The sequence below is a fragment of the Actinopolymorpha sp. B9G3 genome (assembly GCF_040120725.1).
Taxonomy (GTDB): domain Bacteria; phylum Actinomycetota; class Actinomycetes; order Propionibacteriales; family Actinopolymorphaceae; genus Thermasporomyces.
Map to the genome: position 1 here is coordinate 1 of NZ_JBEEAB010000040.1, position 22,240 is coordinate 22,240.

Here is a 22,240-nt window from a genome sequence, read left to right on the forward strand (position 1 = left end):
AAACCGGACGTCATCACGTTGTCGTCGCACACGAAGAAGGGCAAGGCCAACAGCCCTGCCCACGCACACACTCACCCCCGATGACGCCGACCTACCCCCGCGTCCTCATAAGGAGTGACGGCTAACACTCCCCCTGCCGGAGACCTCCCACAGGGAGCAAGTGTCAAGATCTGGGTCACTCCTCTACCGGTAAGACCCGTCGTGCTGGGTTCGCACGGGGACTGTGCACTGAACGGCGCCTCTCTGTGTCAAGTTGATCTTGATTTTCGGCGTTGTACGGTGTTCCTGGTGGGTCTGGGAAGTGACTTGTCCGAAGAGCTGATGTTCGGGGTTTCAGTCAGCCACGCTGGACGTTTGAGCCGTCCCCGAGTGTCCTCCTGGACCTGCCGCTAGCTTGTGTTCTGCGTCGTGGAGAAGCTGGCGGTAGACGGCGTCGGATAGGCGCCGTTTCAGGCATCGCATGGCTTCTTTGTGGCTCTTACCGTCGGCTCGCTTGCGCTGGTAGTAGGTGCGGCCTTCGGTGTCGTGGCGGATCTGGGTCAACGCCATCATGTGCAGCGCATGGTTGAGCTGACGGTCCCCGGCCCGGGACAGCCGGTGTCGTTTCACGTCACCGGAGGAGACCTCGATGGGTGCGGTGCCGTTGTAGGCGGCGAACGCTGCGGCGGATCGGAACCTGTGCACGTTGCCGACGCGGGCGAGGATCTTGCCGGCCAGGCCGGTTCCGATGCCGAACAGCTCGGTCAGGGTGCTGCCGGTGTGGTCGAGTGCGGTAGCGATGTCGGCGTCGGCAGTGCAGATGCGGCGTTCGAGACGACGAACCTCGGCTACCAGGTCGACCGCCAACTGCCGGAACGTTCTTCCCGCGACATCGCGTGGCCGCACCCCGCGCAGCAGGCCGGCCGCGGCATCGGCGCTCAGCTGGGTGGGTGCGCCGGCCGGGACGAGCTTGGTGAGCAGCACATGTAGCCGGTTGATGGTCTGGGTGCGTTGCTTGACCAGATCGTCGCGGTGCTCGACGACGGCACGCAGTGCGGTGATGGCGTTATCGATGCTGGTCGACTGCAACCCTGCTGCGGTCAGGGCTGCGATGCCGACTGAGATCGCGTCAGCGTCGTCGTTCTTGCGTCCATGGCCGGACGAGAGCATGCGCACCCGGGCAGCCAGTTTCGCCGGTACGTCAACGGGGTCGATACCGTCAGCGCCCAGCCGGTTGGAAAGCGGCGCTCCCAATCCGGTGGCTCCCTCGATTGCCCATGTCACGGCTGGCCAGCGACGGGCAAAACGGCGCAACTGTCGGTATCCGTCCCGGCTGACTGGGACCCGTAGCGTCGCCAGCGGCTGCAAGTTCGAGTTCACCGCAGCTGCGGTCCACGATGCCTTGTGCGGATCGATCGCGATCACCACAGGGGCAGATCGCAAAGCCGTGCGTGCCAAAGGAAAACCTCCTCTAGAGATGACCATGTGAGCGAGGAGGGCACACCAACTATCGGCTACGCAGGCCTCTCTTCAGCCACTCCCACACCCGGCGGCGATGGCCGGGCCGCAAGCCGTTCGCGAGTCAACCCAACATGAGGCGACAGGTGTTTCCCGAGCCAAACCTGGCCACCGCCTAGGAAGATCATGGCTGCAGACCATGCTCCCTGCCGGTATTGAACAAGTTGGTGTTTCCGGCTCGACACGCCGGGCTGGGTCCGGCGGGATGGGCACGGACAGTGATGACATCTGGGGCCATGGGGTCTCGACAGCAGAAGACGGATGACGGTGGGCAGCGGCGGTCTGCAGAGCAGGCCGCCGCTGCGGCGATGGTGGCGCAGGCTCGGGAGCGTGGCCTGGCGCTGACTGGCCCGGACGGGCTGTTGAAGTTGTTCACCAAGAATGTGCTGGAGACAGCACTGGGTGAGGAGATGACCGAGCACCTCGGGCACGAGAAGAATCGTGTCGAGCCTGACCGGGAGTCTGCCAACATTCGTAACGGCACGAGGAAGAAGACGGTCACCTCCGAGGCGGCTGGTGAGGTGGAAATCGAGGTTCCACGAGATCGGGAGTCCACATTCGAGCCGAAGATCGTGAAAAAGCGGCAGCGGCGCCTGACTGGTGTCGATGAAATCGTGCTGTCGCTGTACGCGAAGGGCTTGACTACTGGGGAGATCTCGGCGCACTTCACCGAGATTTATGGCGCATCGGTTTCCAAGGAGACGGTTTCTCGGATCACCGACAAAGTCATCGAGGAGATGAACGACTGGGCCAGCCGTCCGCTGGAGCCGGTCTACGCCGCGGTGTTCATCGACGCGGTAGTGGTGAAGGTGCGTGACGGGCAGGTGGCCAACCGGCCCTTCTACGCCGCTATAGGGGTCACCACAGACGGCTGCAAGGACGTGCTGGGCTTGTGGGCCGGCTCGGGCGGCGAGGGTGCGAAGTTCTGGATGAGTGTGCTGGTGGATCTAAAGAACCGTGGCGTCAAAGACGTGTTCTTTCTCGTCTGCGATGGGCTGAAAGGCCTACCAGAGGTGGTGGGGCAGGTGTGGCCCCAGACCATCGTCCAAACCTGCATTATTCACCTCATCAGGAATTCATTCCGCCTCACCTCGAGGAAGCACTCTGATGGCCTGAAGCGCGATCTCAAAGCTATCTACGCCGCACCCAACGTCGGAGCCGCGGAAAACGCACTCGAGGAGCTCGCCGATAAATGGTCAGCGAAATACCCGGCGATGGTCCGGTTATGGCGTAACGCCTGGACCGAATTCGTTCCATTCCTGGACTACGACATCGAGATAAGGCGGATGATCTGCTCGACAAACGCCATCGAATCCCTCAACGCGCGTTACCGCCGAGCGGTACGGGCACGTGGGCACTTCCCAACCGAGCAAGCGGCGATGAAGTGCCTGTACCTTGTGACCCGCAGCCTCGACCCCACAGGGGCCGGAGCTGCGCGATGGATGGTGCGTTGGAAGCCAGTGATCAACGCATTCGCCATCACCTTCGGTGACCGCTGGCCGGTGACCGAGACCTACTAACACCAACCGCCGGAAACACCGTTCGTGTTACGGACCCTTCGCACGAGACCGCACTTTCGCAGAGTCCAGAAGACGTGGCCTAGCAGCTGTCGCTGGTGGTCGTTGTGGCGCAGCTGTGCGGCAATCCGACGCCAATGATGGCTGTCCGCGGTCAGGAAGGCGGACCGAGACAACCGCCTATCGCCGCAGTGTGTCTTCAGGGCATGGGATCGTTTTCGACTGCCGCCCGGACGGGCGCGAGCATGGCTTTGGGGATCATGCTGATGCTCACAGCTGGGGGATGTGGCACGTCGCAAGAACCGCTGGGCGAGGTCACACGTGATTCGCCTTGCCCATCGCCTGCCCTGGAGGACGGAAAACTGCCGGCAATGGAGGCGCGGGCGTGTCTTCTGCCAGGACGCAAACTGTCTGTAACCCTCCTAGGTAGTGGATCTTGCAAACCACGGCCGGTGGAGATGAGCGTGGAGTCGCGCCGCGTGCTGCGCATAGCGGTACGCCCTGACGTTGGGTCAGGTGGCGGCGTATGTAGCGCCGACATCTCGCCTGCTCACACGACCCTCCAGCTGCCCGAGGGGGTAGCGGTACAGACTGGTCTGCGGGTCCACGTGGTTGATGGTGATGGGTCTGGGTTCTGGCTCGATGCAAGACCACGGTCAAAGTCTTGAACTGCGCGTCCGAAGCGACACACTGACATAGACAGGGGCAGGCAACATGATCAGGAGTTGGCCAGGCGCACGCCACAGCCAGTCGACCGCGTGGTCATGTGCGGAGACAACGCCCCTGCACTTCGCAGATTCGGACTAGGCGGCGAAGGGCTCGGTGCTCGTCGTAGAGCTAGCCGGTGGCGAGGCAGTGGTGAACCATGCCGCACATTCGGTTGAACAGGTTGCGTTGGGCGGCTGCGTGGCGGTCGCCTCGGTCGCACCGGCGGGAGCTTGGCGCCGGGATGCTGGTGGAAGGCTTCGATGGTGGCTTCGGCCAGCTCCTCGCAGTTGGCGATGGCGGCGTTCAGCATCGCCAGCAGAGCCAGTACCTGGCGAGCGAAGGCACGCTCGACCTGAGCAGGCTGGCGCATGTACTCGGCGCCGAAGATCAGGTGAAGCCGTTCCGCGGAGGCGGACAACCGGCGACTGCGGCCCGCCTTGACCAACAACCTTGTCAGCCTCGCCACAGTGGGCCTGGCTGCCTTTTCCGGGTCCGGAGCGGTCTCGAGCAGCATCCGCGCTACCGGTGCGGCCAGACCGTCCTCCAGGCTGGCGGCAACCTTCAGCATGGCCGGATGGTACTCCCGGAGCAGACTGCGTAGCCGTAACACGACGGCGGTGGGGTCCCACACCGCGTCTTGCTGGGCTCTTGCCAGTACACGGACCGCTTGCGCCAGCTCGCTGTCGGTGGTACCTGCCGTGGACGGCAGCGTCGGTGCGCAGGATGTTAGCCAGCACCAGAGCGTCGCCGGCATCGGACTTCTTCCGCGTCGCCGAGTACCGGTCGCGATACCCCGACACTGCTAGCGGGTTGATCGCATACACCGGACGACCGGTCGCGCGCAGACAGGCGACAAGTAGACCGCGCGAGGTTTCGATCGCTACCGGGATCGGATTTTCGGCCGTGTCGCCGTGCGCGGCCAATAACGCCAAGAGGTCCGCGAACCCCCTGCTGACCTGACCGTTTGCCTGTCTGAGTTGCCACCGATGGCGGGCTTGGCCTTGCAGCCCCACTGGAGTAACCAGGACTGCTGACCTGCGGCGATGCCGAGGTGCCAAGTTGCAGGCTGACAATTGGCGCGACGATTGATGCACTGCCTGCATGGCTGGTTGCGCAATCGGCGGTTGTTCCGGCCGGGTCGTACAACCAGGCTGGTGCCATGGTCAGCGAGGTCATTGTCAAGAACACGGATCGTGGGCGTGCCGGGCGCTTGGTATCGGTCTGTTCGCCCTGGCTCTGGCCACGGTCAGTTCGGATCGAACCGGAGACCGACGCCGAGGCCCGGGAACGAGTGCGCAAAGAGCATGCTCCTGTCATACCTCCGGGCCCTTTTCGACTTCCACGTCCATGTGTCCCTGGACGGGTCTCAGGTGATGCCGACCGACGAACGGGTCACCGGCTGAAGGCCCGATCTCAGGCGGGTTGCGCGAAGAGGCATCTTGCTCGGCCGCGGCCGGCAGGTGGACTGCCGATGACGACTGCGCCGGCGAAGCCGTCGTCGCGTCGGAGACGAGATCGATCAGCCTGGTCAGATGGAGATTGCGAACTCCGTGCCTACGGACCAGGCACAACTCGAGCGGCGGCAGGTCGGTCGCTGGCACGAAAGCGATGTCGTCGCGACGGCATGACTCGGTCAGTGTGTCGACTGTGGCATGGCACAGGTCACCGCGGACAATCCTCATCAGCAAGGGCGGCAGCGTGGTCAGCCCGAGATGAGTGACTCGCACTGGCGTGCCGTCTGGAAGCCGCGGCGGCAGAAGCAGGTCAAGCACCGCCGGTGGTGCCGAGCCGTCATTTCGGATCCAGGAATCGATCTGGGTTGCCGAGATCATCTCCTCGCCGGCGAGTGGGTGGTCGGCCGACATGGCGATCACACGAGCCGGCCGCGCGATGGTGACATCTTCAACCAGGTCTGTGGGCGCCGCTCCGGACCGCCAATAGCACAACACGTCGATCCGATCCTCGCGGAGCGGGTCGTACTGTCGATCGGTCAGGGGAAGTTCAACATGTTCGACCACGGTCTCCGGATAACGGCGGGAGTAGGCTTCGAGCAGCCGGGTCAATGCCCGCCCGCCAGTCGTTGCCGTGAAGCCAACCCGGAGCACGGGACGACAGCCCTTCATCTCCTCCACCGCACCCTGGATCTCGCAGTACGCAGGCTCCACCCTGCTGCGGAACAAGGCACCGGACGCTGTCAGCTCGACACGGCGGCTGGTACGACGGAACAACTGGTTGCCCAACTGTCGCTCCAGCCGAGTGATCACCCGGCTCACGTTCGATTGAGGTATCCGCAGCCGTTCAGCGGTGCGGCCGAAATGGAGCTCCTCACACAGGGTCAGGAAGATCCTCAGCTCGGAAAGCTCCATCGGTATGGCTCCATCTGACTGGGGGCCCGCAGCGGACAGGCTGGCAAACAGTACGCCGATCATGCACGATCTGCGAGCCCGCACGCCAGGATGTCGGGGGAGCTGCCGGCTCGGTACGTGGCGGCGTTCGTCGACTTCTGAATCATCGAGGCCCCAGACCTCGACGTGGCACTCAAGCTCGCCGCCAAGGGGTCGAATGCCTGCAACGCCACGATCGAGGTGCGGCCCTCGGAGGGCAAGGTGAGCCCCGCGGGCATGCTCCCCGAGTATTTCGCAATCGTCGGCGCGGCCATCTCATCCTTCGGCGGTCTCTACTATCTCTACGAAACCACCGTCGGCAAAGTCACAGCCCAACCGAGTCACCTGGCTGCTCTGGTGGCTGTTCCCGACGGTCATCTTCGTCGCCCAACGCGCCCAGGGTGTCGACGAAGCGTCTTGGCTGACATTCGCCGCCGGCTTCACTCCGCTTCTCGTCGTCATCGCCTCCTTCCTCAACAAGAAGGCCTACTGGAAGTCACGGCCGACGGATTACGGCCTGATGGCTGCGGCGATCGTCGGCATCATCGCGTGGGCGGTGACGAACGAGCCGAACCTCGCGATCGTCTTCGCGTTGGCAGCGGACGTTCTCGCGGGCGTGCCGACATTCATCAAAGCGTTCAGGCACCCCGAAACCGAAAGCTGGATCGCCTACACCATCAGCACTGTCGGGTTCGGCCTGGGAATCCTGGCGATACGCAGCTTCAGCTTCGAGAGCAGTGCTTTTGCTATCTACGTCTTCCTCATGAACGGCGTTCTCGCGATAGTCGCCCGAAAGCGGGCAGGTCAACGATGTCCGTCCTCCACGATTCCTTTGGGAGCAAACCGTGAACCGAACCCAGATAGCCCGAACCATCGCCGTAGTGCTGTCTCTGTGCTCCGTCCTGCTCGGTACCGGCAACGTCGCGGCCGATCTGCCACATCACAAGGGTGGTCCCGGCGCACGCGTCGGGATACAGGACGAACCCAGGGACCTGCTGAGCCAGCTGGATGGGACCTGGAACGTGCAGCAACGCATGTGGACGGGCCCAGACAGCGATCCGGTAACATTGCCGGCCGCGACGGCACATCGCCGGTTCGTCCACAGCTCCTACGTCGAGGAGAAGATGGAGTTGGCGAAAGGTGTGGAGGGCGACTCGTTCACGAGGAGCGCCACGGTCAGCTGGAACGTCGTCACCCAGACCTATGAGTACTTCTCGATCGACTCGCGGCTTCCGCAGATGATGACGTACCCCACTGCCACCGAACACGCCGGCTCTCTCTGGTTCACGCTTCGCGAGCCGTTTGTCGCCCCGACGTGGGGTAACGACTCCGATGTGCCGTTCACAGCGCGACTCCGACTCCAGCCAGGCGCGCACCGCCAGGTCGTCAAGCTGTACCTGAAGCGACTGTCCGCCGAGCCGACCGAGGAGTTCGTCGCCTTCGAGTACATCTACACCCACGCGCGCTGACCCTTGGCCAGTTCCATGCCTGAACACCACAACCCAGCGACACCAGCGGCGGGCGGTTGCTGGGCATCCACTCCCAGCATCGCTCGCGGCAGCGCCGCAGCTGCGCGTAGAACTTCACAAGGGCGCGTGCGCTGAGCGTCCGGATCGGTATGTCGCCCAAGCCCGGTCTGATGACTCGCTCGACGTACCAGCGGTGGTTGTCGGGGTGGTCTCCTCGATGTCGTGGACCTGGATCCAGGAGTCGAGGACGTAACCGAGCGTCGCCTTGGTGGCCGCCTGGCGCTGCTTGTCGACCTGCGCAAGGAGCCGGGTGCGGATCTTCTCCGCCTCGCCTTGGTCCTTCGTCGACTCGGTGAGGTAGCTGTCCTTGCCGGTCAACGGGTCGAGGCCGGCGCACACCCCCAACGAGTCGCCTCGCCGCCGAACCGAGCCGCGTGGGCGCCGTATCGCCCTGCTTCCCGGCCATGCGGGGCATTGTGCTCATGGGCAACGCCATGGGGCACAGACCCGACGCAATGGTGTCCAGCGCACGTATCCGCTGGTCAGGGTGCTGGGGTGGGAGGACTCGAACCCCCATCATCAGATCCAAAAGGTGACGGCCAAGTTCAACCTCGTGCTGACCTGCGGAGATACTGACCGAACCGCTGCATTCCCTGTCATGAACGGCCCTCGATGACTCCAGTTCATGGACAAAACCATGGACAGCATCAGTCCATTGCGTGGACACCCTCCGCCGGATCATCGCCGCCGCGCCCCGGGTGGAGGACGGTCAGCTTGGGAACCGTACGTCTACGGCGCTCGGAGCCCGATCTCAGGCGTGGAGCGATGGCCTGGAGCGGCCTGGCGGACCTCTGGTTGTCCTCGACTAATGGCCCGTTAATGGCCCGACCGGCCCGCTCGATGCGAACTATCGGCGCCATCGTCGATCGTGGCCGGTTAGGAGATCTCGCCCGCCGGCACGCTGCCGAGACCGCCTCTGTTATGGATCAAGGCGCCACTTGAGCGCTGCCAGCGGCCGTTGCCCGTGACCGATCCGATGTGGAGCCGCGACCGAAACTTACGCGGTTACTCCAGCCGGGTCGCGGTGACGAGGAAGGTTTCGAAGTTCATCGTGAACGAGCCACCGAAGTCATCAATAGCCGCTCCGATGCCTTCGAACAGCCGCTCTTGGACGGCTGGGTCGAGCGCGGTGTGGTCGCTGCGTGAGAGAAGCTGCTCCAGCCAGTGGTCCCTCTGGAAGGTCTGGGTCCATGGAAACCACTTCTCCGTCGGGACATCGAAGTCGGGTACCGCGGCGATCGCGGCGGAGGTCAGCCCGGACCGTCGGTCCGTTGACCGGTTCGCTGCGTATCCCCTGAAGACGGTGTGAACGCGGCTCGGCAGCACGCTGGCGTACACCTCGGCGAGAGCATCAGCCAGGTCGTCGGGGTGAGATCCGGCATTCCAGATCAGGCAGAGGCGCCCGCCGGGCCGCAGCACCGAAGCGGCCTTGGCGGTCGCAACGGCCCGGTCGAGCCAATGCCACGCCTGCGCCGAGATAACCCGGTCGAAAGTGCGACCCGCAGGCTCCCAATCCTCGAAGGGACCGACTTCTACGTCGATCCCGTGGCCGCGGGCGATCTCCGCCATCCTCGGAGCCATTTCCACGCCTAGGACCGTGGCGCCCCGCCCGGCCATCAGCCTCGAAGCGATCCCCGTGCCACAGCCAACGTCGAGAATTTGGAGGTCTTCCGGATTCGAACCGAGCAGGTCATCGATCAGTGCGTCAGGATACGTCGGTCGACACCGGTCGTAGCGCTCTGCTTCCCGATCGAACAACCTCGAACGATCCAACGCCCAGCGGCGGCGATCGTCCAGCGCCGACGCGACCAAGCCCTCATCACTGTCTCCAACCACGATGTCGTCCTCTCGATCGAAGCGATCGCAGGACGACGTTGGCCGCGCGAGGAACGCCACACTACTCCGGTCTACAACGCCGAGGACGCCGAGCACGCACCGGCAAACGGGAACCGCCGCTCCGTCAGGACTCGACAACCGCTGCCGCCACGCGACGAGGCTCTTGACTGACGTGCCATCGGACGGAACCAGGTCGCGGGCTCGCGCCGGCTCGGTGGTGTGCGCCTCCTGGGATCAAACCCAGGGCCCGCGGATTGAAAAGAGGGCCGGCAATTGCCTGCCCGGTTGTCTCACGCTTGCTGACCTGGCCGTCTGCCTGTCTAGCGTGTCATGTGGGGCACTCGACGACGGTGTTTCATTGACAGAGCCATTGACAGACGTGAGTACCGGCCGGGGGTATTACTGTAACGCGGCGGACGGCTTGGGCTTGAAGCCCACCGCCAGCTCGACCCCCAACGCGTGCGCGATCCGCTCCAGTACCGGCAGGGTCGGCACCGTACCGCCGACTTCGAACCGGGCGATGGCGGATTGGGTCATGGACGCTGCCCGCGCGAGCTCGCTCTGGCTCCAGCCGCGCTGCTCCCGTAGCTGTCGGACTGCGGCACCGAGCTCGAACGCCAACCGAGCAGCCTCGTAGGCGGCTTCCGCGCCCGGCTCAGCCATCCGCCGGCCGCGGATCTCCGACCACTCGGTTCGCCCGCTCACCGCTCCTCCTCATCCTCGGCCATGTGCGCCTCGGCCACACACCGCGCCAATGCTCGCCGGGCTCGGTCGATCTCCCGGTTCTCCCGCATCCGGGTCTTGCGAAATACTGTCAGCAAAATGATCCGTCGGCCCGGAGCGATCCAGTACGTGATCCGTACCGCATTCCGGTCCAGGTAGAACCGCAGTTCCCGAAGCTTCCCGTCCAGCTGCCTGGTGTACGGCTCCTTCAGCTGCGCCCCCTGCGCGGCCAGCAGATCCACATAGAACGCCGCACGACCAAACTGCCCACCCGGCAGCTGCTCCAACCACTCCCGGACCTCCGGTTCCAGCTCCACAGTACCCCAAGCCATAGCAACGATGCTATGGGGTTCGGGGATCGCCGTACAGTCAAGATCGGGTATACAGGCCGCCGGCGATGGCGGAGCCTGCTGGCCCGGAAGCCGGCGTCATCGCGGTTGCAGACGCGGACGTCGCGGATCCTCGCCGAACTGCTCCGGTTGTGACGCCGACGAGAGTCAGGTCTAGACGGTCGCTGCGGACCCGGCTGAGGGAGGTGCTTCGGAGCCCCCCGTGTTGTTCTGATCGTCGGTCGGACTCATGACGAAGTAGCCCGGTGATGTGACAGCTTTGGTTCATATCGACGAGGCCTGAGCGTGGCCAGCGACGCGTTCACTCTGCGATGGCGTACGCCACTGCCTGGGCTGTGGTGAGTTCGGTACCGCGATGGTAGGCAGCCTCGAATGTGCGGTCCCCGAGGCGCCCGCGACAACGTGTCTCGCACTCGTCGTGCGGGTTGGACCAGATCCTCGACCCGAAAAGAGGCTGCCCGAACGACTGCCACAAGTGGACGGCCGCGCCGAGCAGCACCGTGGCGCGCTCGAACTCGCGGCTGGCGGTAGCGATCCAGGCCAGCATCTCCACGCTGGCAGCCATGCCAAGCAGGTCATAGAAGGTACGCCTGCTTCGCAGCGCGTCCCGAGCGTGCGCCGCTACCTCGCGCCACCTTCCCGATTCCCACTCTGCGAGGGCGAGAGCCGTGAGCACGTGGGAGCGGACCCACTGCTCGCCATGTCTGTCACAGACCTCAAGACACTCATTGCAGATCAGCGCCGCCTGGGCAGGATCACCCTGGAATGTCAGCGCCACGGTCGACCCGGCTCGGGCGAGCAACATGCCACACATCAGGTCACTCTCGTGCGCGTGCCTGGACAGCTCACCCGCGAACAGCTGGCCTGCTTCTGCAAACACCTTCCTGGCTCGCGACAGGTCGTTGGAAAACAGCGCGCTGAGTCCGAGAACCTGAGTACCGTGTGCCAGCGCGCGCCGGTCGTCCAGCTGCCTGGCGCATTCTCGGCACTCCGCAGCCATGGCGGCGCCTGCGGCCGTGTCACCCTGCACCACGGCGATCCAGCTGTTTGCCCACAGCGCTCTGGCACGTTCCCTGCTCGGCTCCGGACTCACTCGCAGCGCCCGATTCAGCCAGTACCTACCTTCGGTAAGCAAACCGCAGGCGAGCCAGTAGAACCACAGGGTTGCGGTCATCGAGAGGCCAGTCCGGGTTTCTTCCGGGGTGGTCAGGGAGAAGTCGAGCGCAGCCCTTATGTTGGCATGCTCAGCCTGCAGGCGCGAAGACAGCCGCACCTGGTCTGGCCCGAACCATTCAGCTGCGCAATCCTCCGCCAGTCGGAGGTACCAGTCCCGGTGCCGGCGCCGCAGCGTCATCTCTTGTCCGGCCTCCCGGAGCCTGTCCTGCCCGTACTGGCGAAGGGTCTCCAACAACCGGAACTGCGCGCGGCCGAGCCGGTCCTCGCGGATCAGGACGGATTTGTCCACCAGTCCAGCCACCAGGTCCAATACCGACTCAGTGTTGAGTCCGTCTCCCGCACAGACCTGTTCCACGGTCTCGAGAGTGAAGCTCGTGGGGAACACCGACAGTCGTTCCCACATCACCTGTTCTGCACTGGAGCACAGGTCGAAGCTCCCGTCGATAGCGGCACGCAAGCTGTGATGGCGAGCCTCTACAGTCCCGATTTCCACAGCCAGCCACCGGTGGCGGGTATGGAGCTCGACCAGCAGTTGTTCGAGAGACTTGGCCGGAAGCCGGACGGCTGCCAACTCGATCGCCAGCGGTATGCCGTCTAAGCAGCGGCAGATTTCGGCAACGATGTCCTGATTTTCTTCGGTGATCCTGAAGCCCGGCAACGCAGCTGCGGCACGCTGGGCAAACAACGTCAGCGCGGGATAGTCGGCACCGCCCGGCAGCGGGTTCTCAGCAGACGGTGTCGGCAGTGGCGCGACCGGCCAGACGTACTCGCCCATGATCCCGAGCGGTTGCCGACTGGTGGCCAGCACTCGAAGCTCAGGGGCCGCCCGCAGCAGCCTTGGGATGACTCCAGCACACGCGCCCACGAGGTGCTCGCAGTTGTCAACGACGAGCAACAGCTTCTTGTCGTGCAGGAAGTCGATGAGATCGGCCAGCGGTCCTTGTGGTGACCGTACGGGCACGTCCAACGCCATCGTGAGCGTGTGGCCCAGCAATCCGTCATCTCGCAGCGGTGCCAGCTCCACAACCCACCGGCCGTCCGGAAACGAATCTGCCAGCTGCGCTGCGACCTGTTGCCCCAGACGTGTCTTTCCCACCCCCGCGACACCGGTCAAGGTGACCAGCCGCGCCGTGGACAATAGCTCCTTGATCTGTGCGAGCTCGGCCCGACGGCCCACAAAATCGGTCACATCGGCAGCGAAGCCACCAATTCGCCGCGGCGATGCTGCACCACGCATGCAAAAAGCCTAGGCACCGGCGTATTGCCGGGTCAACGCGATTGAGGACTAGCAGATTTGGGCCCTACCCGTACGAATGATAGATGGGCGGGCTATTCGGGCGGACAATCTCGTCTGCACCGGTTACCGGCTCGGCGATCTACGGCGGGTGAGGCTCCAACGTCGCGAGGCGACTCTTCCGCCCTGGGCGGTGTCGGTGCCCGACTCGGCGTCAGTCAGGACTTGCTGCTTTCACCCGGAAGCAACCACCAAGCGGCCGCGTTGGGAGGCAGCTTCTCGCCAACCTCCGGGTCGCCTGCGTGGAGCAGTTCGCCATCCACCGGCGAGACCACTGGCCGGTCGGAGCAGTTGACGACGCAGGCGAAGCCATCGCCGCGGGTGAAGGCCAGCATGCCCGGTACGGTAGTCAGCCACGTCTGGTGCAGCTCGTCGGGGAGCTGGTCCTGCGCCAGCTCCTCGGTGTTCAGAACGCCGACCTGACGTCCAACGTCGCGGGATCGCCGGAGCACGGGGTCGGAGGCTTTGGCCGGTGCCTGGCTTGGTCTGGAAATCGGGGGCCCGTAGTCTCTTAGGCTGGCCACCTGACGGCTTCGATGTTGGCCGGAGAGGTTGTCCGCACCCGGGTCCTGTGCGGGGTCGCCAGGTGGGACACGACGACACCTCGCGGCTTGGCCTGACTGACGACCCCGCTCGGGTTCCGTGTACGCAGACTGGCGGTGGCCGTCCCATGAGTAAGCAGCCCGACGAGTCTGGCCACAACGTTTCGAGTGCTAAGGATCGCCTTATGGAGTTGATGAGCGAGAGCGAGTGGCGCGCGTTCGTGTCTGCCGGGACACGCACCGGAATGGCTGGGGTCGTCCGGCCGGACGGCCGCCCGCACGTCACGCCGATTTGGTTCGTGCTCGACGGGGACGAGCTCGTCTTCACCACGGCGCCGACGAGTGTGAAGGGCAGGGCACTCCGCCGTGACCCGCGGCTGACAGTGTGCGTCGACGACCAGGCACCACCCTTCTCCTACGTCATGATCGAAGGCGAGGCGAGGATCTTCGAGGACGACCTCGCGGCCCTGCGACACTGGGCGACCGTGATCGGCGGGCGCTACATGGGAACGGCCCGAGCCGAGGAGTACGGCGCGCGCAACGGCGCACCGCCCGAGGTAGTCGTCAGGGTCCATATCGGCAAGGTCATCGCGCGCAAAGAGATCGCCACGTAGCCCGCAACAAGACCAGCAACGTGCACGTCCAGGCACAGCAGCGTTCGTCCGGATGGGCTGTGCGTTGATCCAGGCCGGTATCGCTCTTCTGGTGGAAGTACCACGGGCCGCGCTCAACTCGTGGATTAAAAGGCACCTAGCAACACAGCCGTCCAATGTCAGCGGCAGCAATTCAGGCTCAATGAGTGCAGGCGAGACGCAGAAAACCTCCATTCACTGCGCACGACAGCCATCTGGGTCCAATGCCAGCGTGAGCAATCTGTGAGCAGGACGGCATTGCTACTCTGGCGGCGCGCCGTCGCCCACAGTCGGGTGGTTGGCGTGCCGGTCTCACGTACCTGGCGTCAGTCCCGCTTCCCACCGATGGCGGCCGTAAGCAGTCGGCTGAGGAGGGATGGCCGTGGGCGGTGGGGCGTTCTGGCTGCCCGCTCTTCCTGGACGGCCAGCTCGTTACCTCGCGCGTGGTATGAATCGCCCCGGGTCTGATGGAGGCTCTCATTCCAGTGAAGGATGAGAGTCATGGCAGCACCGAGGAAGTACAGCCTGGAGCTGGTGGAGCGGGCGACCCGGATGGCGATGGACGCCCGGCAGGATCCGGCGACGAGCCGGGGAGCGATCAAGCGGATCGCTGACCAGCTGGGGGTCCACCCCGAGGCGTTGCGGACCTGGGTCCGGCAGGCCGAGATCGACGGTGGGGTCCGTCCCGGCACGACGACCGACGACGCCACGCGGCTCGTGGAGCTCGAGCGTGAGGTTCGTGAACTGCGGCGGGCGAATGAGATTCTGAAGACCTCCGCAGCCGTCTGGGCTGAGCTCAACCGCGAGGGCCACGACGCGGCCCGCTGCACCGTGGAGCGGCTGATGAGGGTGGAGGGGCTGCGCGGGATCCGCCGTGAGAAGACCCGCAAGACCACCACCAGCGAAGGTGCGGAGACCGAGCGACCTGCCGACCTGGTCGACCGCAAGTTCATCGCCGCGGCTCCCAACCAGCTCTGGGTTGCGGACCTGCCTACATCCGGACGCACTCGGGCTGGGTCTACGCCGCGTTCATCCTCGACGTGTTCTCCCGGATGGTGGTCGGCTGGCAGGTGTCCACCAGCCTGCGCACCGACCTCGCACTGGACGCCCTCGACATGGGTCTGTGGGCCCGGCAGCGAGCCGGCCAGGACGTCGCCGGCCTCACCCATCACAGCGACCGCGGCGTGCAATATCGAGCTATTCGCTACACCGAACGACTCGCCGTCGCATCCGTCGGCAGCACGGGCGACAGCTACGACAACGCCATGGCCGAGGCGTTCAACTCACTGTTCAAGGCCGAGTGCATCCGCAACCCAATGATGCGTCCCAGGGCCGGCTGGAGCTCGGTGGGTGACGTCGAGATCGCGGTCGCCGAATACGTCGACTGGTTCAACCACCGGCGCCTGCACGGCGAGATCGGGCTTGTCCCGCCCGCCGAGTTCGAGGCCACTCACTGGGCCAGAAAGAAGATCCAGCACTACCCTGAAACACCGGTACACACCGAGGTCGGGTCCAACCAATCGAGCCTCCACGAAACCCGGGGCGATTCAGTGGAGGCGTTCTGCAGGGAACACGACATCGCCTACCACGACACCGGACTCCTCCGCTCCTACCGGGAGATCCTCGCCTACCTGCACGCCAACGGTGCCTGCCTCCGCGCTCCACAACGCACCTTGTCATAGGCCAACACCGGTCCGAACGCTTCCCCTGCGACTGCCCACCCGGCCACGTGACCTGCCGGGCCGGGTCCGCCGGTCGAACGGCACCAGAGCATGTGCGGCCTGCCAGGACAGCGGCGCTAGCGAGCCATCGACTTCACCGAGCTGTCCAACCCAGGTGGCGGCCGGTTGAGCAAGCAGGTCGAGGACCGCGGGTCTGGTTCAGGCGTCCATTGATCAGACGCTGAGACATCGATAGGCCTGAGCCCGTTCGCACACCTACGTGCGCACTTGGTAGCCGTGTTCGTCGCCGTGCAGCAGTAGCCGCGACGACGTTCCGTCAGCACCCACCACGTCCGCCAGGTAGGTCACGGACCCGCCAAGTACGGAATGGCTGCCTGCGGCGATGCTGATCGCCTGCACTTTGAACCAGGCGTCTCCGTACTTGATTGTCATGCCCGGCAGGATGTCGCGGGCGGGTAGCTGCGTCGAGTTGGTCATGGGTGGATCCCTTGCTTGTCGAACGTCTTGCCGACATGGGAATGTCGGCCCGGGACGATTGCACCGGTCGTCTGCGAGCCACCAAGCCGTTTGCAACGACCTCGACGCAGGTGGCCAGGACTTGCCAACTGATCTACACCGTGTGACTGGTCGAGAGATGGACGGGTGCACCAACAGCCCACCGCCCCCGCCGACGCGGCCACACCCTCGGCGAGGTGCGGTGGCGGAGCCGGTAGCCGTAGTCGTCCTCATGAAGGAGTAACGACGTGCGAGTGCCGTTCTCACTCACGGCTTCGGCGACGAATGTCGAGGCACCGAATGCCAGCGGTCGGTGGGCGGTGCCGCTGATGGCGAGGATCTGGAACCATGCCGACGCGTACCTGATCACCATTCCAGGAACGATGTCTCGCGCACAGATCATCTGCATGGGCATCGCCCGCCTTCCTCGCGGGTCGTCGCTGGACCCTTGGTCGTCGGTCCCGAGCGTCGCTCCGCCCCTATGCGGAGAGCACCCTCTTGCCACCACCTGGCAGCCCTGGACACCCCTCCGAGCCCGGGGATACCGGCCACACGACTGGTGATCGGCGAGGGTTTCATGCGCAAGAGCCGAGCCCGGTCGCGAATGGCGGCGCTGAATCAGCCGGGGTTCCGGGCTGGCAGACACTCAAGGCTTGGTGTCGGCGTTCCGCCCGAGCCTACCGTGGCTACTCACCACGCCACTGCGGCGGGCCGAGGTGCGTACGACGCGACGGCCGCAACATCTAGTTGCGGCGTCTGCGGAGCGTCGTGGCTTGCCGGTCGTCTGCGGCACCGTCGCGCAGGTCTGAGAGTCGGTCTCGTTTGTCCGAGTCCGAGTCGCGGTCGTTGGCTTCATCCTGACGCTCGCCTGCGAGTCGGTCTCGATCATCGGCAGCACTCTCGCGCTTGTCGGCCAGCCGGTCCCGTTCGTCAGCTTCGTCCTCGCGCTGATCGGCCAGCCGATCACGTTCATCGGGGTCTTGACCCCCGCTCGCGTGGCCGTCTCTGCAATCCTGAGCGACTTGGTGACGCCGGACTGTTTGGCAAGCGCGTTCGGTCGCCTCGGCGGTGCGCCGTCCGTCGACTCGCTCGCGCAGCTTGTCTGCATGGTTGCGTAGGCGCCGGGCGGCAGCGCGGAGTGCGACGGCCTGGCTGCGCAGGTCGGCGGCATCTCGACGGAGCTGCGACATGGCGCCCCTCGGGTTGTCGCGCCGATCGTCGTCGGATGCCATGGTCCAACGGTAGCTCTCGTTGCCGCCGAGATCGTGCCACGAGTGTGTAGGCGTACCTGAACTGTGCCATCAGGAGCCTGGCGACACGAGTGGGGTCTCGACCCATGCCACCAGAACTGTCGTACACCCGCCTCCCGCTCTTTCCCCCGTGGTGCACGACGGAGCAACCAAACCACAGCGGGACCGTCTTGGCACGACCTATCTGGACTGCCTGTTGTCGCTGACTTCCAAAGCTAGGGCAACAGGCTGTTCAGATTTCTGATTGCTTCTCGCGCGTCGGATCGCGGACAGCACTTCTACGCCAAGCATTGGCACGCCAGGCGTAGCGCTTCACCTTTCCAGTAACGCTAGGTCGCCGATGGCTCGCCATAGTTGCGTTCTCGGCGCTGGGGCCGCGTAACCTCCGACCTATCTGGGTCGGGCATACCGACCAGTTGGGGGATGTCTGCGACACAATACGCAATTACTGTGGTTGGTGCGTCGGCGTCGCCGGAGGGGGTTTCCGGTGCCGCCGAGCATCCAGCATCCAGCGCCTCGACTTCACCCATTCAGGGGTGGCCCGCGGTTGATCGCGGGAGGGCTGGCTCGCAGGCCAGGTGCTTGCCCTAAGCGTCCTGACCGTCCAACGATCACCGCCAGACGTACTCGCGAGCGGGATCCGCGAACAGGAGGCTGCAATGTGGGCAAGTGATCTTGGCGAAGTCGTGCTGATGTTCATCATGCTTGGTGGAGTCAGCGTCATGGTCGTGGCGGCGGCATATCTCGAGGACCACCTCAACTGTCGGTTCGTACGTAAGGCGCAAACCGTGGGGAGTCCAGCCTTGGATCGTTCCATTGGCGGGCAACCTATTGGGCTGGAATCCGACTCCCAAATTCCCGTCCTATCGGCTCAGCGTCCGATGCGGCAGCACCTGCGCACGCACGCCGGTGACGGTCGACATGTCAGCCGGCAGCATTGTCGGACTGGCCGTCGTGGTCCCGGTCGGGTACATGGTCGGCCTTCGCATGCGGCAGGTGCCACGCCGTACCCGGATGCTTCCGGACGTCCGGGTAGCTCCACGCTCCCGCGGCAGCGTGCCGGCTAGACGAGTACGCCCAGCGGTCGAAAGCTCAGGCCGATCGGGAACATCAACCGAATGGGGCGCTCCTTTGACACTCGTAAATCCATCCAGGCCGACAACGGCGACCGCGACTCGTAGGGACGGATCGCCAGTCCTCGCCGAACCCGAGGCGAGCAGCACCACGGCCTCCGCGGAAGCGGGCGTGAAGCTTCGCTGCACGGCGGACGGAAAGGGCGACGGAGTTCAGGCCACCCGCCCGTTCAACTTCGGCGAGACGGTCATGATCGGTTTCCTGGTCGGATCGCTGACGGGCAACGACTCGCACGCGACACAGGTGGGTCCCCACCAATGGGCCCGCCACGGCGGCCTCGGATCGAAGGTGAACCATTCGTGCGACCCCAACTGCGGTGTCCGCCTCAATGCCGGCCACGCCTTCGATGTCGTCGCTCGCCGGCAAATCAGCGCTGGGCAGGAGGTGACGTTCGATTACGCCATGCGCAACTTCACGATCGACCACTTCCCGCCCGTATGCCTGTGCGGCGCCACGCGCTGCCGCGGCTCTGTCACCGGCTGGAAGGACTTGCCCGCCGCACGCAAGGCCGCGTACGGCGAGTTCGTCGCGCCCTACCTACGCATAATGGACAACCAAATCCGCGCCGCGCGGGAATTGTGATCGGCCGCGGAAAACCCGCAGATTAAAGGGCACCTATCAAGTGCCGTTCAGGTCAGGAGAAGTAGTTCATACTCAATGAGTGCAGCTGAGGCGCAGAAAGCTTCCATTCACTGCGCTCTACAGCAATCCGGATCCAATGCGTCGCTGCCGCCGAGGAGCTGGAGCAGCTGCTGAATTCCTCAATGCAGATAGAGACAGGCAAGGGACGAGGACCCGCCAAGGGCCGGCCGGATGACGCGCTCGAGGTACCAGCGGTAGTTGTCCCGCGTCGTCTCCTCGACATCGTGAACCTTCAGCCACTCGTCGAGAACGAAGCCAAGCTTCGCCTTCGGCGCGGCCAGGCGCTGCTGGTCGACCTGCGCGAGGAACCGCGTCCGGATCCGCTCAGCCTCTCGGGCGTCCTTCGTCGACCCCGTGAGGTAGCTGTCCTTGCCCGTCAGAGGATCCCTGCCGGCGAAGACCAGCACTCGGTACGAGCTCCCCGCCGCCGACGGACGAAGCCGCGCTGACGACGATTCGTGCCGGTCTTCGGGGCATGTCCGGAGTGCCCACATAACACTCCCCTTACAGCCAGAGACCCGTTCTACCAGCGGACGGCTCATACGTGCAGGCCAGACGCTGGCTGGGGTGGGAGGACTCGAACCCCCATCATCAGATCCCAAAGGCGATGAGCACCTCCAGCATGCTGCTGACCTGCGACGATGCTGAGCCAACCTCTGTCTTCAGTGTCATCCGCGGCACCAGGAGCCTGCAGTTCATTGACAGACCCATTGACAGCCGATCATGGTCCGGCCAGTGGGGATGACCCCTCGGTAGGAGATGTGGACAGGTAGACGGTGATCGTTCAGGCGTTCGTCACGGCATCGCGGGTCGATGCCGTTCGTTCCCGAAGGTGCGGTCCTGGACGTTGTGACCACAGAGCCGACACGGCTTCGGTCAGAGGTACGGTCGCCAGGCGTCAAACTGGGCGGTCTTGTCGTCGAGGGCGGACTTCATCTCGAAGGTTACGTGCGAGCGTCCGGACTGCCGTCATGACCGTCGTTAACGTCCTCGGACCCGTGATCGGCCCTGTCTTGGGCACGCGGAGGGCCGCCGACATCGCATTCAGATCTCGCAAAAACAGGACACAACGGTGTCCGGCTCCGCCGGTACGGTCGTGGGCGAGTTCGGGTGCCTATCTGCGTCGGAAGGAGATCGAGGATGACGAGTTTCGGGCTACCTGATCCAAGGAAGCAGGTCGCGCCCGTCATGGGACAGCTGACAGGCATGCGAAGGTGGCTGGAGAAGCGGTTCGCTGACCTGGTTGCCGAGTGTCAGGTGCCTGGAGCTGCGGTGGCCGTGACGGCCGAGGGCGGCCTGGTCGAGGCTGCTGCTGGCGTCCTCAGCAGGCGTACTGGTGTCGAGGTGACGCCGGACTCGGTGTTCCAGATCGGGTCGGTTGCCAAGGTGTGGACCGCAACGCTTGTAATGCAGCTGGTCGACGAGGGTCTCGTCGACCTGGACGTGCCCGTGCGTACATACGTCCCGAATTTCCGGGTGGCCGACGACGACGCATCCGAGACGATCACCATTCGCCACTTGCTATGCCACACGGCAGGCTTCGAAGGCGACTACTATCCCGGGACGCACGGCGGAGCCGCTGAGACCCTCCAGAGGTATGTGGAGAGCGTCCTGCCAAACCTTCCGCAGTACTTCGCTCCTGGCGAGATGTGGTCCTACTCCACCGCCGGTTTCGACGTTCTCAGCAGGGTCGTCGAAGTGCTGCGGAACATGCCGTACGCCGACGCGCTGCGACACCATCTGGTCAGTCCGCTCGGCTCGGGACAATTCGCCTCGTGCGCCGACGAGGCGATCTTGTTTCGTGCTGCCGTGGGTCATGTACCGACGGGACCGGACGGGCCTGCGGAGCCGGTGACGACCTGGGCGCAGCCGTGTTGGCCGAACGGCGGCCTGGCCATGTCAGCACAGACAATGCTCGGCATCGCGCAGCTGCAACTGCGGAACGGCCTGGCGGCTGACGGCAGTCGGCTGCTGTCAGCGGACGCCGCTGCGGAAATGACGCAGCCACAGGTCGAGCAGCCCCGACTCGGAACGTCGGTCAGCTGGCACGGGCTCGGCTGGATGGTGCACGAGTGGGAAGGGCGAGAAGTGCTCGGCCATACCGGCGGAACCGTCGGCCAACACTCGTTTCTCTGGATCGTTCCTGACTGTGACGTTGCCGTCGCGCTGCTGACCAACGGCGGCGACGCGGGCAAGCTCCATAACGACCTCTGGACCCTTGTGCTCGCCGACCTGACGGGTCTCCGTCCGCCACCCGCGCTCGTCCCGCCCACGAAACTCGAACCCGTCCGCAACCCGGAACGCTATATCGGCTGCTACCAGCTCTTCCAACGGAGCGTCGAGACCGTACTGGCAGACGGCGCCGGCAAGCTCTGGCTTGTAAACGCAGCCGACGACGAGCGCGCCGAACTGGCGCATGTCGAGGGCGATCTGTTCGCCGCTCTCAACCCGAGTGGGCAGGTGACCCGAGCAGTCATGTTTCTCGGCGCCGACGAAAACCATCAAGCCGCATACCTGCACTCCGGCGAAGCTGCCCCCAGGGTTGCTACAGCGCCCGGATGATGCAGATGTACGCGACCATGCGGAGTGTGGCGTCGGCAGCTCCCGCTCCAATCCTGGAAGGGTCGGGCCGTAGCCGCATTGTCGGCTGGCGCCCAGGGTCGTCCAGCCCTCCTGTTAGCAACGGCGTAAGCAAGGAACGACGCATTACGAGTAGGTTCTCGGGGTCTGTCTCAAATTTCGTGAGGTGGTGGGCTCGGTTTGGTGCGCGTGGAGCGACCTCGACGATTTCTTGTAATAACCAAATCTTGACTATGTCGGCGCGTGTCGTTCGGAATAAATGAAGCCCT

Annotated in this window: 18 protein-coding genes and 1 pseudogene; 6 read left to right on the forward strand and 13 right to left on the reverse strand. The window is 64.6% G+C overall.

All coding sequences use genetic code 11. The features are described 5' to 3' along the window. Positions 1 to 333: 333 nt before the first annotated feature. A complete protein-coding gene (locus ABNF93_RS33405; RefSeq protein WP_349332267.1) occupies positions 334 to 1,464 on the reverse strand; it encodes an IS110 family RNA-guided transposase in 1,131 nt (376 codons plus the stop codon). Between the two features lie 269 nt (positions 1,465 to 1,733). Between ABNF93_RS33405 and ABNF93_RS33410 the strand changes: the two genes are divergently transcribed. Next, positions 1,734 to 3,017 carry an IS256 family transposase gene (locus ABNF93_RS33410; protein ID WP_349332268.1) on the forward strand — a complete coding sequence of 428 codons (1,284 nt, stop codon included), beginning with the start codon at positions 1,734 to 1,736 and terminating at the stop codon, positions 3,015 to 3,017. 800 nt (positions 3,018 to 3,817) lie between these two features. Here ABNF93_RS33410 and ABNF93_RS35185 read toward each other — a convergent pair. From ABNF93_RS35185 to ABNF93_RS33420, 3 genes are all read right to left on the reverse strand, one after another. Continuing rightward, positions 3,818 to 4,825 carry an IS110 family transposase gene (locus ABNF93_RS35185; protein WP_502877674.1) on the reverse strand — a complete coding sequence of 336 codons (1,008 nt, stop codon included), beginning with the start codon at positions 4,823 to 4,825 and terminating at the stop codon, positions 3,818 to 3,820. Between the two features lie 210 nt (positions 4,826 to 5,035). Further along, entirely contained in the window at positions 5,036 to 6,088 is a 1,053-nt protein-coding gene (locus tag ABNF93_RS33415; protein ID WP_349332269.1) for a LysR family transcriptional regulator, read from the reverse strand. A gap of 514 nt (positions 6,089 to 6,602) precedes the next feature. Beyond that, a complete protein-coding gene (locus tag ABNF93_RS33420) occupies positions 6,603 to 6,914 on the reverse strand; it encodes a hypothetical protein (protein WP_349332270.1) in 312 nt (103 codons plus the stop codon). Between the two features lie 37 nt (positions 6,915 to 6,951). Here ABNF93_RS33420 and ABNF93_RS33425 point away from each other — a divergent pair, with 37 nt between their 5' ends. Next, positions 6,952 to 7,575 carry a DUF1579 family protein gene (locus tag ABNF93_RS33425; RefSeq protein ID WP_349332271.1) on the forward strand — a complete coding sequence of 208 codons (624 nt, stop codon included), beginning with the start codon at positions 6,952 to 6,954 and terminating at the stop codon, positions 7,573 to 7,575. A 114-nt stretch (positions 7,576 to 7,689) separates the two neighbouring features. Here ABNF93_RS33425 and ABNF93_RS33430 read toward each other — a convergent pair whose 3' ends face one another. The 6 genes from ABNF93_RS33430 to ABNF93_RS33455 all read right to left on the reverse strand — a co-directional run bounded on the left by ABNF93_RS33430 (position 7,690) and on the right by ABNF93_RS33455 (position 13,466). After that, complete coding sequence (locus ABNF93_RS33430) at positions 7,690 to 7,980, reverse strand: hypothetical protein (RefSeq protein WP_349332272.1); 291 nt, start codon at positions 7,978 to 7,980, stop codon at positions 7,690 to 7,692. Positions 7,981 to 8,640: 660 nt separating this feature from the next. Continuing rightward, positions 8,641 to 9,567: a class I SAM-dependent methyltransferase gene (locus ABNF93_RS33435; protein ID WP_349332273.1), complete on the reverse strand. Its 927-nt coding sequence runs from the start codon at positions 9,565 to 9,567 to the stop codon at positions 8,641 to 8,643. Positions 9,568 to 9,870: 303 nt separating this feature from the next. Continuing rightward, entirely contained in the window at positions 9,871 to 10,176 is a 306-nt protein-coding gene (locus tag ABNF93_RS33440) for a helix-turn-helix domain-containing protein (protein WP_349332274.1), read from the reverse strand. After that, on the reverse strand, positions 10,173 to 10,526 hold the full coding sequence (locus ABNF93_RS33445; protein ID WP_349332275.1) for a type II toxin-antitoxin system RelE/ParE family toxin: 354 nt from the start codon (positions 10,524 to 10,526) through the stop codon (positions 10,173 to 10,175). Before ABNF93_RS33445 ends, ABNF93_RS33440 begins: the two co-directional genes overlap by 4 nt. Positions 10,527 to 10,845: 319 nt before the next feature. Next, positions 10,846 to 12,909 (reverse strand): ATP-binding protein, encoded by a 2,064-nt coding sequence (locus ABNF93_RS33450; protein ID WP_349332276.1) that lies wholly within the window; start codon positions 12,907 to 12,909, stop codon positions 10,846 to 10,848. Positions 12,910 to 13,172: 263 nt separating this feature from the next. Then, a complete protein-coding gene (locus ABNF93_RS33455; protein WP_349332277.1) occupies positions 13,173 to 13,466 on the reverse strand; it encodes a hypothetical protein in 294 nt (97 codons plus the stop codon). Positions 13,467 to 13,741: 275 nt separating this feature from the next. Between ABNF93_RS33455 and ABNF93_RS33460 the strand changes: the two genes are divergently transcribed. Then, entirely contained in the window at positions 13,742 to 14,170 is a 429-nt protein-coding gene (locus ABNF93_RS33460; RefSeq protein WP_349332278.1) for a PPOX class F420-dependent oxidoreductase, read from the forward strand. A 519-nt stretch (positions 14,171 to 14,689) separates the two neighbouring features. After that, positions 14,690 to 15,645: pseudogene (locus ABNF93_RS33465) on the forward strand (IS3 family transposase); the annotation flags it as partial. A gap of 480 nt (positions 15,646 to 16,125) precedes the next feature. Here the strand turns inward: ABNF93_RS33465 and ABNF93_RS33470 are convergent. Next, a complete protein-coding gene (locus tag ABNF93_RS33470; RefSeq protein WP_349332279.1) occupies positions 16,126 to 16,347 on the reverse strand; it encodes a hypothetical protein in 222 nt (73 codons plus the stop codon). A gap of 133 nt (positions 16,348 to 16,480) precedes the next feature. Beyond that, a complete protein-coding gene (locus tag ABNF93_RS33475; protein WP_349332280.1) occupies positions 16,481 to 16,780 on the reverse strand; it encodes a hypothetical protein in 300 nt (99 codons plus the stop codon). Between the two features lie 2,080 nt (positions 16,781 to 18,860). On the opposite strand from ABNF93_RS33475, the gene ABNF93_RS33480 reads away from it, so the two are divergent. Next, a complete protein-coding gene (locus ABNF93_RS33480) occupies positions 18,861 to 19,331 on the forward strand; it encodes an SET domain-containing protein-lysine N-methyltransferase (protein ID WP_349332281.1) in 471 nt (156 codons plus the stop codon). A 179-nt stretch (positions 19,332 to 19,510) separates the two neighbouring features. Here ABNF93_RS33480 and ABNF93_RS33485 read toward each other — a convergent pair whose 3' ends face one another. Then, positions 19,511 to 19,798: a hypothetical protein gene (locus ABNF93_RS33485; RefSeq protein WP_349332282.1), complete on the reverse strand. Its 288-nt coding sequence runs from the start codon at positions 19,796 to 19,798 to the stop codon at positions 19,511 to 19,513. Positions 19,799 to 20,531: 733 nt separating this feature from the next. Between ABNF93_RS33485 and ABNF93_RS33490 the strand changes: the two genes are divergently transcribed. Continuing rightward, on the forward strand, positions 20,532 to 21,953 hold the full coding sequence (locus ABNF93_RS33490; RefSeq protein WP_349332283.1) for a serine hydrolase domain-containing protein: 1,422 nt from the start codon (positions 20,532 to 20,534) through the stop codon (positions 21,951 to 21,953). Positions 21,954 to 22,240 lie beyond the last annotated feature (287 nt).